Origin of the sequence: Parafrankia sp. EAN1pec (genome assembly GCF_000018005.1) — a bacterium.
Classification (GTDB): Bacteria; Actinomycetota; Actinomycetes; order Frankiales; family Frankiaceae; genus Parafrankia; species Parafrankia soli.
On the sequence record NC_009921.1, the window covers coordinates 1,592,508 to 1,607,242 of the forward strand.

Below are 14,735 nucleotides of genomic sequence, written 5' to 3' on the forward strand. Positions count from 1 at the left end.
ACGCGTCGGCCGCCCGGACACCGGAAACGGCGGGTGTCCGGGCGGCCGGGTGAGGGTCAGGCGCGGGCGGCGATGTCCAGGACGCGCAGGGCCTGGGATTCCATCTCGTGGGCGGCGTCGGCGTCGGCGGTGGCCTGAGCGGCGCTGGTCACCGCCTGCAGCAGCCCACCGGCGGTGAGATCGCCGCCCTTGACGAAGTGGCGCAGGATCAGCGCCTGCTGTTCGGCGGTGTACCGCAGCTGCCGACTGACGACCTCGACCGTGCCGGCCGGGTCGTCCACCGAGGTCGTGGCGCGCTGTTGCACGGCGGTGATCTGCCGTTCGACGTAGTCGACGGTGAGGAACGCCGCGACGGCGTCGCGTACTTTCGCGGTCACCAGCGCCAACGCCTTGCGCTGGGTGTCCGCTGACCAGGGCACGGCCCCGTCCTCGAGCCGGCCGCCGAGGTGGACCTCCCGCAGGGCATCCCGGGTGATCGTCAGGCCGTTGCTGCAGACCTGCACCACCAGCCGGGGGGTGATGGTGAACGCGCCGCAGCCGACCTCGGAGTTCGTCAGCTCGAACCCGGCCCACACCACCGGGTTGTCCGCGCCTCGCTGGCCGGTGAACGGCGAGCGGTAGTCCCGCAGCAGCGTGGGGGCCAGCGCGCGAACGGAGTCGCTGCGGACCCGGACGTGCATTCGCCGGTCGGTCAGGTCGCAGCCGTCGACCGTCGTCTGCGCGCCGGCGTCGCGGATCCCGGCCAGCGCGGCCACGAGCACGTCGAGGTTGTCGACGGGCTTGTACTTGTCGCTGAGCACCGCGCGGATGATGCCGCCGCCGTCGCCGTGGCGCAGGGCGCGCAGGAGAAACCTGCGGCCGGCGTTGCCCGGGTGGGTCAGCCAACCGTTGACGTTGCGGTCGTACAGGTCGATGTGCTGCTCGCGCAGCAGCCGCAGGTACGTGAGCGGGATCCCGAGCTTGGTGGCCAACCCTTCGTCGGCGACCTCGGTCGGGGTGTAGGCGCCGCCGACGAGTGTCACCCCGGACTCGCTGAGCTCCGGCTCGGCGCTGGAGATGATCAGCTGACCGTCCCGGGCTCGGATCGCCGCGGCGGGAGCGACGATGTCGACCATCCTCGCGTGGGTGCCACGGAGCATCTCGATGAGGTCGGGAAGGGCGGCATTGCGCCGCACACCCACGCTTCTGTGTTCGTCCATGACGAGGTTCCCTTCAAAGAATCTCGGTTTTCCTTTGTGGTGACGCCGATGTGTGGGTGAGATGGGTCTCGGGGAACTACCAGGGGAAGGTGATGTGGATGTCGTCGGGGAGGCTGTAACCCCCACCGCAGGACCGGCAGAGGAACGGAGCGGCCAGCCCGTCGCTGATGTCGAGGGTTCCGTCGACGTTCCCGTCCAGCGAGACGGTGAGGAACCATCGCGTCCCGCACCGGTCGTCGTTCACCCGCTGCAGAGTGGGACGAACGACGTCGCGGAACGAGTACACCCACTCCTGGTGGACGAGCCCGTCGCTCGTCCCGCACGTGGGGCAGGAGATCTCCCGGGTCCCGTCCGGGTGCGTGCGGACGGCGAGCTCGCCGTGCCGCGCCGAGACGAGGAACTCGGAGCTTCGGCCCGCCACACGGACCAGGAACTTTCCGGACGGCCCCGGCTGGCTGACGTCGAGAACGGGCGGCGTGGTGTCGTGGCGCCAACGGACCGACGGCCCGTTCCCGGCGGCGGTGAGGGATGCGCGATGCATGCGAACCTTCCTGAATTCGTCTTGATTGAAGTATTCGAATAGCCGGTGATATGTCGGTGGAGGAATTGGAATGGAAAACTCCCCGGGATTCTCGACGAGGTATCCGGGAACACTTGGTGTTTCGGGGAATGGGTTCCCCGAAACGGGATGGTCTTCAGGGAAGCGGCTGCTGTTTCAGCTGTTCGGCTCGTCGAGAGGCTCGACCGGGCCCGTGACCTGAGCGCGGATCTGACGGATCATCCGACCCAGCTCGGCGAGCAGGGATCGCACCGTCAGGTCGGGCATGACATCAGCCGCGATGATCTTCTCCGTCGTGCGGTGGACAAGGTCGTCCCACCGGTCGGCGGAGATCAGGTCGCGGCAGGTCGCGCACACCGCCCATGGCTGATCCGCGGACACCGAGAACGGTGGCATCCAGATCTCGCCGGCGACCGGCAGGAGCCCGACGGCCGGCTCGGTGCTGCAGAAGTCGCAGCGCTGCCGTACCGATCTGCCCGTGTCGTCCACCGGGACGGGCATGTGGGTGCCGTCCTCGGCGTGGCCGGGTGCGTGGGCCCAGATCTCCAGGCCGTGCACCCTGATCGAGACCAGAGGCCGGGAGCAGACAGCGCAGATCATTCGTGGCATGCGCGATCACCTACTGTGTCGTGGCGAATGAAAACGCCCGCCGCGGCAGCGCAGATGGCCGTGAATCTGCTGTTCCCTGCCGGGCGGGCTGATGTCCAGACGCCACGGGAGTTGTGGGCAGGCCAGCCCTTCAGCCCCGTAGGGGTCGGCCGCAGGCCGAGGCTTGCCGGCCCGCGGCTTCCGTGGCAGCTTCCTCATCGCCCGCCGGTAGGGACCAGCTTTCGCGCATCTGCGGGGAGCGCGGAGAATGCCGGCGCGCCCACGCCGTAGCTCCAATGCCTTCTGGCTCGGCCGGTCTTACGGCCACCTCGATGCCCTCGGTTTGACTGGCGGCTGAACCGTGGCGGACCACGTTGCTGTCAGGGCTTGGCAGGCGGTGCGGGTCGATCGGCAACGACGGATTGTGGCCGGATTAAAGGACCCTGAAGGTGAACATGTCCGAGGAGCCGCCACCAGCGGGACGCCCCGGTGCGGAGTCTGCCTCGACAGGAAGTATCGATGCGGAGGACGGAACGAGCGTTCCACACGGTGGTGCGGCACCTGCTCATGCCGAAGGCCACCGCTCGCGGTCACGTGCTCCGTCGACCTCGCTGTGGTGCTCAGGCGAGACCACGAAGGCCGCCTTACCCGTCCTCATCGACGACCGGGAGAACCGTGTGAGTGAACGAGATGCGCACCAGGCACCACCCGGAATCGCCAACGGGGACGTGCGGGCCGCGGAGCTGCGGGCCCAGCTCGTCGATGTCCTGACCGCGGAGGGCTCGGTCAGGACGAAGGAGGTCGAGGTGGCGTTCCGCGCGGTGCCGCGGCATCTTTTTGCTCCCGAGGTGTCGCTGGAGGATGCCTACGCGGACGACATCGTGCGGACCAAACGCGACGAGAACGGCGTGACGGTCAGCTCGGTGTCCGCTCCGTGGCTGCAGGCCACGATGCTCGAACAGGCCGGGATGGGTGTGTTTACCGGGGTGGAGGTGGAGGTGGCCAGAGCCTGCGTCGCGTGGCTCTCTGCCGGTGGGTCTGGATGTCGGGGGTGTGCCAGACGAGGCGGAGCCTGCGTCCTGCCCGGGTGTAGAGCTGGAGTGCCGCTTCGGCGCTGGTGAAGGTGCCGAGGATGTCGCCGTGGTGGCTGACGATGATGGCGCAGTCCTCGATGTGAAGGCCCCAGGCGAAAACCGTGCCCGTCACGATGGAAATGTCCTGTTCGATCAGGGCGAAGAGGCTGGGGGCCAGGCAGGCGATGAATTCCTCCAGGAAGCCGGGGGTGTCCTGGGCGGCTCGCATCTGGGCCAGCACGGTCTCGGGGTCGTGGCCGGCGCCGCTTGCCGGGTCGATATTGATCGTCATGGGTGCGCTCCAGGGGACGGCGTCCGCTGCACCGGCAGGGCAGGTGGGCCGGCGGTGTCGTGGCAGGTCTGGCAGTCGAGCAGAGCGGCCGCGGCGGTAATCACCTGCTCGCGGGCCGCGTCCAGTTGCGAGGAGCTTGATCGGGCGCAGCGAGCAGGGACGGGCGGAACCCTCGGGATCATGAGGTCTGCGCGGCTGGGCTGGCCCAGCCGACTTCGGTGTAGACGCTGATGGTCATCAGCGCGGGGAGCACCATTCGCTCCCACGCGGCGAGCGGGCTGGGGGGATGGCCAGGCGAGCCCCAGCGCTGGGTCGGTAAGGCACGCAGGGCTGGTTCGGGGACCGGGTCGCCAGCCCAGAACCCGACGCTGACGACCAGGCCGATCCCGCCTCGGTCGAGCAGGCTGCCATGGGCACTGACATGGGCGAGCAGCAGATCCCGTTCGCGGACCTCGATCCCGAGCTGTCTGCGGGCAAGATCCACGACCTGGTGGAACGGCGGCACGTCGAACCTCAACGTGACCGACGGCAACGCCCACGCCCCGGTGGGCTTCTGGATGAACAGGAACCGGCCCAGCTGGTCGATCAGGAGGGCGTGGGCGCTCACCTGCGGTTGGCGGCTGGGACTGGTCATCGTGCGTTCTCCCGGTCTGCCCTGCCTGGACGTCCGCCTTCGGCACTCGGCAGGTGCCTGTCCCAGGCCGCGGCTCTGGGAACAGGCAGGTGCCAGTCGTCGAGAGCCCGTAGCCGGTCGGCGACTCGCCGCAGCAACGTCGGATCGTCCTGTAGGACGACTGGCCGGACCGGTTCCGGCACAGGCCGGGCAGAGCGCCGTTCCAGCCTCACTGTGTCCGCAGACGGTTGTACCGGCGGTTGGACCTCGGCCGGCAGTACCGCCCAGACGACCTTGCCGCCGGACCGTGGCCGGTACCACGACCAGCGACTAGAGAGCGCGTCGACCAGGACGAGGCCTCGGCCGCCTTCCCCGTCAGCGGCGGGGGCGCGCAGGATCGGCAGGGCGTCGGCGCTGTCCCAGACCTCGACAAGAAGCCCTTCGCTGAGGACCGCGACGCGCAGGGCGATGGTCTCGCCGTCAGGGCTGGCCTTCGCTGCATTCGCCATCAGTTCGGCGACCACCAGCTCGGCGGCGTCCAGGTCTACTGCGGGCAGGTGCCACTGGCGCAGGGCGCGAGTTGTTGCCGCGCGGGCAGCGGGCACTGCCGCGAGCGTGGCGGGGAAGTGCTCGACGAGAGCCCGGACGGTCATCGACGGTGGGCGATTCACGACGCCTCCGAAGGCTTGATCGATGTACCTGATGAGGAGGGTCTCGGACAGGTTCCGGTGACCGCGTGCGCCGGCACTGGCCGCTGCCGTCCCGTGAACACCGGGAGGGCATGGCAGCCCTGGTACGCGGCGCGGTCGTTCCATCGCCCGCCAGACCTGGCGACCGCCCATCGCGCGGTGGGCGGGCCCGGAGTGGACCCCGCGGTGGCCACGCAGCGCGACAGGCTAGGTTCGATCAGCATGCGCCTGCACGGCGTGAAAATGCAAGGTATGCATAGGCAATGGTTGCGGATTAGTGAGGGTGTCGATCCTGGTGTGGACCCTGGTCCGGGCACCCGGATGGACGGGAGAGGATCAGGCAGTGGCGACTCAGCGGCAGGCACCACCGACCGTGCGCTCCCGCCGGCTGGCCTTCGAGCTGCGCCGACTACGGGACGAGGCTGGCCTGACCCGTGATCAGGTCTCCGAGCAGACCGGGATCAATCCCGCGACGCTGTATCGGCACGAGACCGCGACGGCCCGCTCCCGCCCGCAGCGCCGGACGATGATCGCGTTGCTGAACCTCTACGGCGCCAGCGAGCAGCAACGCGCCGACCTGCTGGCGCTGTCCCGTGAGACCGACGTCCAAGGCTGGCTGCGGCCGTACCACGCGGAGCTGCCCGAGCACTACACCGCCTACATCAGCTTCGAGGTCGAAGCGCGCACGGTGCGCAACTACGAATCGCTGTTCATCCCCGGACTGCTCCAGACCGAGGACTACGCCCGCGCCGTCATCCGCGGGAACCTGCCGATGGCTAGCGAAAAGGAGGTCGCCACCCGTGTCCAGGCCAGGATGGAACGCCAGGCCCTGCTGGCCGGCACCTCCCCGCTGCAGCTATGGGCGATCATCGACGAGGCCGCGTTGCACCGCGAGGTCGGCGGACCGGACGTCATGCGGGCCCAGCTCCACCGACTGATCGACGCGGCCCGGGAACCGCACGTCACCATCCAGCTCATCCCCTACACCGCTGGCGCGCACGCGGGCATGCAGGGGTCGTTCATCATCCTCGACTTCCCGAACCCCGCCGACCCCACGATCATCTACATTGACAGCATGGCCGGCGACCTGTTCCTCGAAGCCGAGGCCGACATCCGCCGGTATAGCCTGCTCTTCGACAACCTGCGCGCGGTCGCCCTCAGCCCCGACGCCTCAACCGCCCTGATCGCCACCCTGATAGCACACGCACAGTGAGAGGAGGTGTCTACGGTGCACCAGGTAGACCTTTCCCGGGCCGTCTGGCGGAAGAGCGCGCTCAGTAGCGGCAACGGCGCCTGCGTCGAGGTGGCGTTCCTCGACACAGCGATCGCGGTGCGTGACTCCAAGGACAAGAGCGGCCCGATGCTGGTTTTCACCCCCGCTGAATGGGACGCGTTCGTCGGCGGAGTTCTGAACGGCGAGTTCACTCGGCCGTAACCAGGAAATCTTGCCTTACCCGCCAATTCGCGGGATCAGGATTCGTGTCCGATCCAGCCTGCCATCTTCGTGAGTTGCGTATTGCTGCGGTGGTGTAGACGTATGAGCATCCGCACGACCTCGCGGGTCGTGGGGTGATGACGGGTCTGCTGCGGAGCGATCTCGCGCGCGGTCGTCAGGCAGCGTAGAGAATCCTCTTTTCTTCCGGTCCACAGGTAGGCGCGGGCCAGGTCAATGTAGTGGTGGCAGGCGCGGATCTTCGGCAGGCCGGTCGAGATGTGCACCTGGCTGGCTTGTTTGATCGCTTCGTCGCCGTCGCCCAGCTCGACGGCAGCGGCGACGACGTGCACGCCGGTATTGGCCGGGCCGAAGGCAAGCTGGTAACGGCCGCCGTCGTGGTCGATATCGCCGAGCCGCGTAGACAGCCGGCGCGCAGCGGCAAGGTGATCGTTGGTCAGATCGGAGTCTCCACTGCGTGCCGCGAGCATCGCGGCACGCAGATGCAGTGCTCCGGACATCCGCAGGGTGCTGTCGTCCGGTTCGGGGCCGGCGGGAATTTCCGCCTGGGCGCGGTCCAGGAGCTGCAGGCCGATGTCGTAAGAACCAGCCTGGAGCAGGGACGTGGTACGTGTCCACGCCGCGAGCGCCCCGAGTACCGGGTCAGCGGACGCGAGCGCCGCCCAATGGGTGCGTTCCTCGATGAGGGTGGAAAGATCGATGTATCCCGTCTTGTAGGTGACGGAGTGCGCGGCGAAGAGCAGCACGGTCAGGGTGGCGTAGGCACGCTCACGCTCTGGTCCGGCCGGAGCGCTGTGGATAGCAGCGGTGGTCTCCGTGAGCAGGGCCGGAAGTACGGCAGCGAGTTGGACGTGGCTGCCGGATCGGCGAAGGTCCGCGGCGCGGTCGGCGTCTCGGACCAGCTCTGCCGGGGAACGTGGCGTGACGCCCTCGGGCGGCAGGTCCCAGTATGTGAGCGCACGTCGGAGCCTGGGGATGTGCTGGTGAAGCGGATCGAGTTGCCGGCCGCCCAGATCGTAGGGCTGGCCGGTCAGGGCGGTCACGTCGATGGTCAGTGCCCGTGCGACCGCTGCGATGAGTGCTGGCGTGGCATCTCGGCTGCCCTGCTCGACCTTGCGGAGCAGCGAGAGGCTCACGTGAGCGTGTTCGGCCAGCTGGCGTTGACTGAAGCTGCGGGCCTTGCGTGCATCGGCGATGCGCTCGCCCACACCGCGGATCTGGTCGTCATCCATCGTGGTGGCCCCCGGGCAAGCTCGGTCGGCTGTCACGTCCTGGGTGGGCGCGCGGCGTGGGTCGTCTTTCACGGTACGTCGTGTGGCCTCTCGCGATTCACGAATGCGGCAGTCACTGCCTCGATGTCCTCGCCGGGCTCGATGTCGAGCAGGCCGCGCGCGAGGGCGGCGGAGGAGTCGACCCGATAGCTGCACACGTCAGTCTCACTGGCCGACGTGATCTCCGCGTTCAGCATCGCGGCGGCGGTGTGCACGGCCTGCGTGAACGTCAGGTTCGCAGACGCGATGTTGAACACTCCGGGGATCTGCGAGGCGGCGGCCCGCCAGAGGGCTCGAGCTGCCTGATCCCGATGGACCCAGCCTCGCCAGTGCCCGGGATCGGGCACTGTGATGGCATGTTCGCCGGTCGCCTGGGCGACCCACTTCTCGATGCGATCGGCCCGGACCCCGCGGTCGTCGATGCCGTAGAGCGCACCAAGCCGCAGCACAGCCGACGTCCATGTTGAGCGTCCAAGCACGGTCTCGCAGCTGGCTTTGAGGCGCGCATGGCCGGTAAGCAGGTCCAGCGGGGTGCTCTCGTCGCAGAGAAGGTCGCCGCGGGCGCCGTAGACGGTGCAGGTCGAGACGAGCACGAGATGGCCGTCGGGTCGGGTGGCCAGTAGTTCGGTCAGCCGAGCATGCTCGTCGTGCTTGGCGCCATCCAGCAGCCAGACAACGACTGGGGCAGGGCCATTATCAAGATCCTTGAGGAAGTCCGGCCAGCTCCTGGAGGGAACGCCGTGCCGTGTCGCTCCGTCTCGGCTGACCGTGGTCGCCGCGTCGGGTCCACCGGCGGCGTAAACCACTCGGGATCCCAGGTAACCGTGCCCACCGACGACGTACACCAAGGTCACCAGCTCTCCTGTCGCTTTCCTGGACGGTGAAGTCGGGGCAGGGGGACGCCGACCCGTCGCGCGGGTCGTGGTTGAGCGCCCCGGCGTCATCCCCGATCTGACAGGGCACGACGCCGATGCCGCGCGTCGCGGTTCTTCCCACATCCCCACCTTCGACATGATCAATACTGCATCCGGTTGATGATCTTAGTGGGCGGCTGGCGTGCAGCCGTCAGGCCGAGACCCTGGTGGTCAGCATGTCCGACGCGCGATCGCTTGTGCGCCGGACGGAAGCGGATCAGTGACACAACGTGTGTCACTTCGTGGGGTGGTGGGACTCCACTCTTGCTACCGAAAGCCTGGTCGGCACGGAGCATCCGGGATCCACTCATGATCATCGAGTGGCTTGGGAGCCCTGCGTTGACCGCACCGAGCCGTCCCCTCGCAGGGACGTCGGGAACGGCGGCAACCATTCCCGACGCCCCCGGTCGAGGCCAGGGCGGCATCACGGCACGACTGGAGTCCTTCGGGAGCCCGTCTCTCATATGAACGGGCAGACAGGGAGTGTGATGACCATGGACGCCTTCACGTCCGACGTGGCTGGAACCGGGTTCGGCGAGCTGGACCTCGACGTCACGATCGTGGAGCAGGGCGACGCGGCGGACGCGCTGCTGTGCACCACGGACAACGGCTGCTCGACGAACAAGAACAGCGACTGCTGACACCGCCACGAGTCCGGGTGTTGTCGGACGCGGGTCGTCCGGCAACACCCGGAGCACATGTCTGCCGGCTGATCGACAGCTGCTGATCGAGCGGAGGCGATGTCGTGGACATCCGGGGCGGCCCGCTGGCCTGTGCGCCCCTCGACGCCGCGCTTTTCCGTGCTGCCGTTATGTCGGACGAGTCAGCGAAGGCCCTGGCCGCAGGTTCCTGGCCGGGCGCGAACTGCGACGACGTGGACCGCTGGTGCACCTGGCTGGCCGACGTCTGGGCGCAGCCGGCCGTCGCAGAGGCGATCGATACCGCGAGTCCGGCGCTGGCTGTCGGCGTGGAGGACGCGTGCCGGGGATCCAGACCGTCCGTGCGGCGGGTCCGGCGGCTGGGGTTGGCGGTGGCGCGCTATCTGGTGCGGATGAGCCGACGTGCAACGCCATTCGGGTTGTTCGCCGGTGTGGCCCCACTGCGCTTCGACGTGGAGCCCGTACTGCGGTGGACTGGAAGTGATCGCCCCTACCCGCGTGTGGACTCGGTGTGGCTGGCCGCGGTCGTCGCTCGGCTGGAGTCCATGAGCAGTGTCCGTGCGGCGCTGACCGTCGTCGCCAACGACTTGGCCATGGTGCGCGGCGAGCGGCTTGTCGTTCCGTGGCGCCCGCATGCACACCCGCCGACGGAGACCTTCCTTCCTGCCGAGGTCTCGGTCCGCCACGGCCGACCGGTTCAGGCTGCCGTGGCGTCGGCAGCGGCCCCCGTCCGATTTGTAGATCTTGTCGATTCGGTGGTGGTCGCGCTCGGTCTCTCTCGGCCTGGCGTTGAGGAGATGCTGGCCCAACTGCTGACGTGCGGAGTGCTCGTGAGCAGCCTGCGGCCACCTGCGACGTGCACGGACGGCGTTGCCCACCTTCTCGATGCGCTGAACGGCATCGAGAACACGCGCGTACCGGCCGCCACCGACCGGACTGACGACAGCACCAGCGATCCCTCACACGGCCTTGTCGGTGATCTTCGGATGATCCAGGCGGAGCTAGGGGCGGCACGCGATGCGGACAGCTCGTTGGGACGTCCACGTCTGGCCGCCCTTCGTGAGCGGATGCGGGCGGTATGCGCGGTGGTCGAGCAGCCGCTCGCGGTCGACCTGCGGTTGGACTGCACGGCGGTGTTGCCGGAACTCGTGGCGGTCGAGGCCGCTGCAACGGCGGGAGCACTGTTGCGACTGACCCCGCACCCGGCTGGCAACCCGTCCTGGCGGGACTACCACCACAGGTTCCTTGCCAAGTTCGGTGAATCGGCGCTGGTCCGAGTCGATCAGCTGGTTGACCCGGTGATCGGCCTGGGCTACCCGGCGCACTTCGGCGTCGCGGAACCACCGCCTACCGGCGGTGTATCGCCTCGGGACGAGTACTTGCTGCAGCTCGCCCAGCGCGCGGCGTTCGACGGCCAGCAGGAGGTCGTCCTGGACGAGGCCGCTCTTGACACCATGTCGGCGCAGACGGCTGGGTCCTGGCCAGAGCCGCATGCGGAGATATGCGTCGAGGTGCTGGCACCGTCGATGGCGGCCCTGTCCCAGGGCGCGTTCACCCTGCTGGTCACCGGTGTCAGCCGCACCGGGGCAGCGATGAGTGGCCGCTTCCTCGATCTGCTCCCCGAGGCTGACCGGCTCAGGATGATCGATGTCTTCCGTCGGTTACCGCCGACGGCGGAAGGCGCGGTGCCGGTGCAGCTGTCGTTCCCGCCAGCGCATGCCCGGCTGGAGAACGTCACCCGCACCCCCCACGTCCTGGCGGACTGGGTCTCACTCGCCGAGCACCGCGACAGCCAGCGCGGCAGGCTGCCGTGGACGGACCTGGCGGTCACCGCGAATGACGAACAGCTCCACCTGGTTTCGCTGTCCCGCGGTGCCGTCGTCGAGCCGTTGTTGACGAATGCCGCCGCCCGGCAGACCTTCCCGCCGCTCGCGCGGCTGTTGCACGAGCTGCCCCGTGCCAGCAGCGGGGCCGTAGCCCCGTTCTCGTGGGGCGCGGCGAGCTGTCTGCCGTTCCTGCCGAGGGTTCGTCATGGCCGCGCGGTTCTGGCGCCGGCCCGATGGCGAATCAACCCATCCGATCTTCCGGGTCCAGGCGCGGGAGACCAGGAATGGGCCGACGCGCTCGCACGGTTGCGGGAGCGGTCAGGACTGCCCCGCTGGGTGAGCACCGGCCGGGCGGACGTACGGCTGCGCCTGGATCTCGACGAGCGGATGGATCGCGATCTGCTGCGTGCCGAACTCGACCGCGCCGGCGCTCTGACCGCCCTCGAGGCTCCGGGCCCGGACGACTATGGCTGGGCCGACGGCCGAGCCCACGAGATCGTCGTCCCGGTGGCGACCACCGCCGCCCCGCGACCCGCGCCGGCCATCGTGACGACGCCCGGCCCGATGCCAGTGAGCGACGCGACCTCCGGGATCCTGCCGGGATCGAGGGTGCTCTTCGCGAAGCTGTACTGCCATCCGGACGTCGTCTCCACCATCCTCACCGACCATCTGCCCGCGCTGCTCGACGCCTGGGGCGTCCCTCCGCAGTGGTGGTTCATCCGATACCGCGACCCCGCCTCACACCTACGCCTGCGACTGCACGTCGCGCCCGACGCCGACGGCGTCACCGACAGCTACGGACGAGCGGCAGCTCGGGTCGGTGCATGGGCGGAGCAGCTGCGGGCACGACGTCTCATCGGCGATCTCGTGCTCGACACCTACCACCCCGAGACAGCCCGCTACGGCGACGGCGAAGCACTCGTCGCAGCCGAGCACCTGTTCGCCGCCGACTCGGCCGCCGTCGTCATCCAGTTGGCCGCCCAGAACGCGAACCGGGCACTTCACCCTGCGGCGTTGACCGCAGTGAGCATGGTCGACCTGACGTGTGCGTTGCTCGGCGGCAGACAGACGGGGATGCGGTGGCTGCTGGAAAACCGGCGGGCCTCCGGAGCACCCACCCAGCGGCCGGTGCTGCGCCAGGCCATCGCGCTGTCCCGCACATGTGATGACGAGCCCGCGCCCAACGCCGCGATCCCGCAGCTCCCGGCGCCGTTACGGGCCGTGTGGGGTGTGCGGCGCCGGGCGGCCGAGCGGTATGCGGCCCAGCTCGCCGCGTTGCCGGGCCTGCCCGCCAGCAGCGAGGTACTGGGATCACTGCTGCACCTGCACTACGTCCGCTCTCATGGCATCGACTCGTCAGCGGAGCGCACCTGCCACCGTCTCGCCCGCGCGGTCGCGCTCGCCTGGCACAACACCGGCCAGCACCCCCCTCTCGACCTCGCCAGAGCGGAAGGCCCATGACCGTCGTCATCGACACGCGAGTACGCGCGGCCACCGTCGCGACGCGGCTGGCCGACGCGCTGACGGTGCCGCCACCACCCGAGCCAGACGGCGACCGGAGCCCGAGCAGCCCACGCTGGCAGGGCCAGTCGCTGGCCGAGGGAGCGGCCGGCATCGCGGTTCTCCACGGCGTACGCGCCCGCGCCCACGCTGGGGAGTGGGCCACGGTCGATGCCTGGCTGACGGCCGCTGCCAGGGAAGACCTTTCGGTCGGGCCGGGTGCGGGCCTGTGGTTCGGCGCCCCGGCGCTTGCGCTCGCGCTGACCGCGGCAGCCCCACCCGGCCGCCACCTCGGCGCGGCCCGGCAGCTGCACACCGCCGTCGAAAGGCTGACCGAGCGCCGGCTCGCGGCGGCCCACGCCCGGATTGATGCCGGACAGCGACCGGAGCGCGCCGAGTTCGACCTGGTCCGAGGCCTGACCGGGCTCGGCGCCTATCTGGCGACCCGCAACCCCGACGGCGAGCAGCTCCGCCAGATCCTGACCTACCTTGTCCGACTCACTGAACCGCTACCCGCCACGGACACGGCCGGGCTGGCCGCGCCAGGCTGGTGGACCATCGACGTTCCCACCACCGCGCCACCCGGACCGTTCGCCGACGGCCATGCCGATCAGGGCATGGCCCACGGCATCGCGGGGCCGCTCGCACTGCTGGCGCTCACACACCGCCGTGGGGTCATCGTCCCCGGCCACACCGACGCCCTCGACCGGATCTGTCACTGGCTGGACACCTGGCGCCAGGACGGCCCCGCCGGGCCCTGGTGGCCCGAACGGATCACCGCCAGTGAGTTGCTGACAGGCCGGGCCGCCCAGCCCGGCCCAGGCCGCGCATCCTGGTGTTACGGCACTCCCGGCCTGGCCCGCGCCCAGCAGCTCGCCGCGGTCGCGCTGGCCGACACCACCCGGCAACAACGCGCCGAGGCAGCCCTCGCAGCCTGCGTCACGGACCCCGCCCAGCTCGCCCGGTTCGTCGACCCGGCGCTCTGCCACGGCTGGGCGGGCCTGGTCGCCACCGTTCGCTGCGCAGCCGCGGATGCCCGCTTCTACCCGCTCGACAGCCACCTACCCAGCTTGGTCAAGCAGCTCCTCGACAGCCTCGACGCGGCGCAAGGCGCCGACTGGCAGCTACCCGGCCTCATTGAGGGCACGGCAGGAATCGCCGCGGTCCTGCATGCCGTGGCGACCAACACCACCACAGCCTGGGAGTCCGCCCTCCTGCTCGACCTCCCCCCGGCTTGGCCGGCAGGGGACCGGGGAGCCGAAGCATGAGCACTCTTGACATCGAGTCCGCCTGGTGCGGGATGACCGTGTGGTGCCAGGACTGGCGGGCCGCGGAACACCTGGGGGTCACCCAACTGGCGCCACTGCTCACCGCGGCGGAACAGACGGACGGGATCAGCCTGTGGTGGTTCACCAGAAAGTCCGCCTCCTGGCGGATCCGCTGGTGTCCTGGCCCAGGCGAGGCCGGACTGACCCCGATGGCGCTCGGCGAACAAATTCTTCGCGGCCGGCTCGCCGGCACCGCGATCAACCGCTGGGCGCCTGCTGTCTACGAGCCCGAGACCCACGTCTTCGGTGGCTCCGCCGGCATGGACGTCGCGCACCTGCTCTTCCATGCCGACAGCCGCAGCATCCTCGCCCACCTCGGCAAGGCCCACCCCGACCACCGTCACGAGGTGGGACTCGTGCTGGCCACGGCGCTCCTGAAAGCCGCCGGCCAGGACTTCTACGAACAGGGCGACATCTGGACTCGCGTCGCCGACCACCGCCGCACCAGCCAGGTCCGCCAACGGCAGCCCGCTGCCGCACCGACCGCCCAGGCCGCCGTGCACCGACTCCTCACCGCCCGCACAGTCCGGCCCCTCGAAGCGCTGCCGGAGTGGCCAGCAGCGTTCCGGCACGCTGGGCACTCACTTGCGAGCCTCGCCAACCAGGGCCAGCTCACCCGCGGCATCCGCGCAGTACTCGCACATCACATCCTGTTCGCCTGGAACCGCCTCGGCATCCCCGCCGCCAACCAGGCGCAGCTGGCCCACACCGCCGCCCACATCGTCTTCCACGACAGCCACCCGGTCCCGACCCCCGACGAACGGTAACCAC

At 69.4% G+C, this 14,735-nt stretch carries 14 protein-coding genes and 1 pseudogene; 7 read left to right on the plus strand and 8 right to left on the minus strand.

From position 1 onward, the window contains the following. Positions 1 to 56: 56 nt before the first annotated feature. The 3 genes from FRANEAN1_RS06500 to FRANEAN1_RS06510 all read right to left on the minus strand — a co-directional run bounded on the left by FRANEAN1_RS06500 (position 57) and on the right by FRANEAN1_RS06510 (position 2,367). On the minus strand, positions 57 to 1,199 hold the full coding sequence (locus FRANEAN1_RS06500; protein ID WP_020458948.1) for a hypothetical protein: 1,143 nt from the start codon (positions 1,197 to 1,199) through the stop codon (positions 57 to 59). Positions 1,200 to 1,275: 76 nt separating this feature from the next. Continuing rightward, positions 1,276 to 1,740, minus strand: a complete 465-nt coding sequence (locus FRANEAN1_RS06505; RefSeq protein ID WP_020458949.1) for a hypothetical protein — start codon at positions 1,738 to 1,740, stop codon at positions 1,276 to 1,278. A gap of 174 nt (positions 1,741 to 1,914) precedes the next feature. Further along, a complete protein-coding gene (locus FRANEAN1_RS06510; RefSeq protein ID WP_020458950.1) occupies positions 1,915 to 2,367 on the minus strand; it encodes a hypothetical protein in 453 nt (150 codons plus the stop codon). Positions 2,368 to 3,074: 707 nt separating this feature from the next. Here FRANEAN1_RS06510 and FRANEAN1_RS38190 point away from each other — a divergent pair. Then, positions 3,075 to 3,311, plus strand: a pseudogene (locus FRANEAN1_RS38190) (methyltransferase, FxLD system); the annotation flags it as partial. A 13-nt stretch (positions 3,312 to 3,324) separates the two neighbouring features. Here FRANEAN1_RS38190 and FRANEAN1_RS42025 read toward each other — a convergent pair. The 3 genes from FRANEAN1_RS42025 to FRANEAN1_RS36845 all read right to left on the minus strand — a co-directional run bounded on the left by FRANEAN1_RS42025 (position 3,325) and on the right by FRANEAN1_RS36845 (position 4,995). Beyond that, the gene (locus FRANEAN1_RS42025) at positions 3,325 to 3,711 is read right to left on the minus strand and encodes a hypothetical protein (protein WP_020458951.1); all 387 of its coding nucleotides are present in this window, start codon (positions 3,709 to 3,711) and stop codon (positions 3,325 to 3,327) included. A 178-nt stretch (positions 3,712 to 3,889) separates the two neighbouring features. Then, positions 3,890 to 4,345: a hypothetical protein gene (locus FRANEAN1_RS06525; protein ID WP_020458952.1), complete on the minus strand. Its 456-nt coding sequence runs from the start codon at positions 4,343 to 4,345 to the stop codon at positions 3,890 to 3,892. Further along, positions 4,342 to 4,995 (minus strand): ATP-binding protein, encoded by a 654-nt coding sequence (locus FRANEAN1_RS36845; protein ID WP_063748335.1) that lies wholly within the window; start codon positions 4,993 to 4,995, stop codon positions 4,342 to 4,344. Before FRANEAN1_RS36845 ends, FRANEAN1_RS06525 begins: the two co-directional genes overlap by 4 nt. A gap of 361 nt (positions 4,996 to 5,356) precedes the next feature. Here FRANEAN1_RS36845 and FRANEAN1_RS06535 point away from each other — a divergent pair, with 361 nt between their 5' ends. Beyond that, complete coding sequence (locus FRANEAN1_RS06535; protein ID WP_020458954.1) at positions 5,357 to 6,226, plus strand: helix-turn-helix transcriptional regulator; 870 nt, start codon at positions 5,357 to 5,359, stop codon at positions 6,224 to 6,226. A gap of 15 nt (positions 6,227 to 6,241) precedes the next feature. Beyond that, a complete protein-coding gene (locus FRANEAN1_RS06540) occupies positions 6,242 to 6,448 on the plus strand; it encodes a DUF397 domain-containing protein (protein ID WP_020458955.1) in 207 nt (68 codons plus the stop codon). Between the two features lie 35 nt (positions 6,449 to 6,483). On the opposite strand, the gene FRANEAN1_RS06545 is transcribed toward FRANEAN1_RS06540, so the two are convergent. Beyond that, positions 6,484 to 7,698, minus strand: a complete 1,215-nt coding sequence (locus FRANEAN1_RS06545; RefSeq protein ID WP_020458956.1) for a helix-turn-helix transcriptional regulator — start codon at positions 7,696 to 7,698, stop codon at positions 6,484 to 6,486. 68 nt (positions 7,699 to 7,766) lie between these two features. After that, positions 7,767 to 8,750 (minus strand): NAD-dependent epimerase/dehydratase family protein, encoded by a 984-nt coding sequence (locus tag FRANEAN1_RS43070; protein WP_157472386.1) that lies wholly within the window; start codon positions 8,748 to 8,750, stop codon positions 7,767 to 7,769. A 389-nt stretch (positions 8,751 to 9,139) separates the two neighbouring features. Here FRANEAN1_RS43070 and fxlA point away from each other — a divergent pair, with 389 nt between their 5' ends. From fxlA to FRANEAN1_RS06565, 4 genes are all read left to right on the plus strand, one after another. Then, the gene (gene fxlA / locus FRANEAN1_RS40710) at positions 9,140 to 9,292 is read left to right on the plus strand and encodes an FxLD family lanthipeptide (RefSeq protein ID WP_157472389.1); all 153 of its coding nucleotides are present in this window, start codon (positions 9,140 to 9,142) and stop codon (positions 9,290 to 9,292) included. A gap of 104 nt (positions 9,293 to 9,396) precedes the next feature. After that, positions 9,397 to 12,597: a lantibiotic dehydratase gene (locus tag FRANEAN1_RS06555; protein WP_020458958.1), complete on the plus strand. Its 3,201-nt coding sequence runs from the start codon at positions 9,397 to 9,399 to the stop codon at positions 12,595 to 12,597. After that, positions 12,594 to 13,904: a lanthionine synthetase C family protein gene (locus tag FRANEAN1_RS06560; RefSeq protein WP_020458959.1), complete on the plus strand. Its 1,311-nt coding sequence runs from the start codon at positions 12,594 to 12,596 to the stop codon at positions 13,902 to 13,904. Before FRANEAN1_RS06555 ends, FRANEAN1_RS06560 begins: the two co-directional genes overlap by 4 nt. Further along, positions 13,901 to 14,731 (plus strand): thiopeptide-type bacteriocin biosynthesis protein, encoded by an 831-nt coding sequence (locus FRANEAN1_RS06565; protein WP_020458960.1) that lies wholly within the window; start codon positions 13,901 to 13,903, stop codon positions 14,729 to 14,731. Before FRANEAN1_RS06560 ends, FRANEAN1_RS06565 begins: the two co-directional genes overlap by 4 nt. Positions 14,732 to 14,735: the final 4 nt, after the last annotated feature.

Excerpts from the sequence above, each read along its gene's own strand:
- FRANEAN1_RS42025 (WP_020458951.1), bottom strand. The coding sequence starts at position 3,711 with ATGACGATCAATATCGACCCGGCAAGCGGCGCCGGCCACGACCCCGAG.
- FRANEAN1_RS06545 (WP_020458956.1), bottom strand. The coding sequence starts at position 7,698 with ATGGATGACGACCAGATCCGCGGTGTGGGCGAGCGCATCGCCGATGCA.
- FRANEAN1_RS06500 (WP_020458948.1), bottom strand. The coding sequence starts at position 1,199 with ATGGACGAACACAGAAGCGTGGGTGTGCGGCGCAATGCCGCCCTTCCC.
- fxlA (WP_157472389.1), top strand. The coding sequence starts at position 9,140 with ATGACCATGGACGCCTTCACGTCCGACGTGGCTGGAACCGGGTTCGGC.
- FRANEAN1_RS43070 (WP_157472386.1), bottom strand. The coding sequence starts at position 8,750 with ATGTCGAAGGTGGGGATGTGGGAAGAACCGCGACGCGCGGCATCGGCG.
- FRANEAN1_RS06510 (WP_020458950.1), bottom strand. The coding sequence starts at position 2,367 with ATGCCACGAATGATCTGCGCTGTCTGCTCCCGGCCTCTGGTCTCGATC.
- FRANEAN1_RS06565 (WP_020458960.1), top strand. The coding sequence starts at position 13,901 with ATGAGCACTCTTGACATCGAGTCCGCCTGGTGCGGGATGACCGTGTGG.
- FRANEAN1_RS06505 (WP_020458949.1), bottom strand. The coding sequence starts at position 1,740 with ATGCATCGCGCATCCCTCACCGCCGCCGGGAACGGGCCGTCGGTCCGT.
- FRANEAN1_RS06560 (WP_020458959.1), top strand. The coding sequence starts at position 12,594 with ATGACCGTCGTCATCGACACGCGAGTACGCGCGGCCACCGTCGCGACG.
- FRANEAN1_RS06525 (WP_020458952.1), bottom strand. The coding sequence starts at position 4,345 with ATGACCAGTCCCAGCCGCCAACCGCAGGTGAGCGCCCACGCCCTCCTG.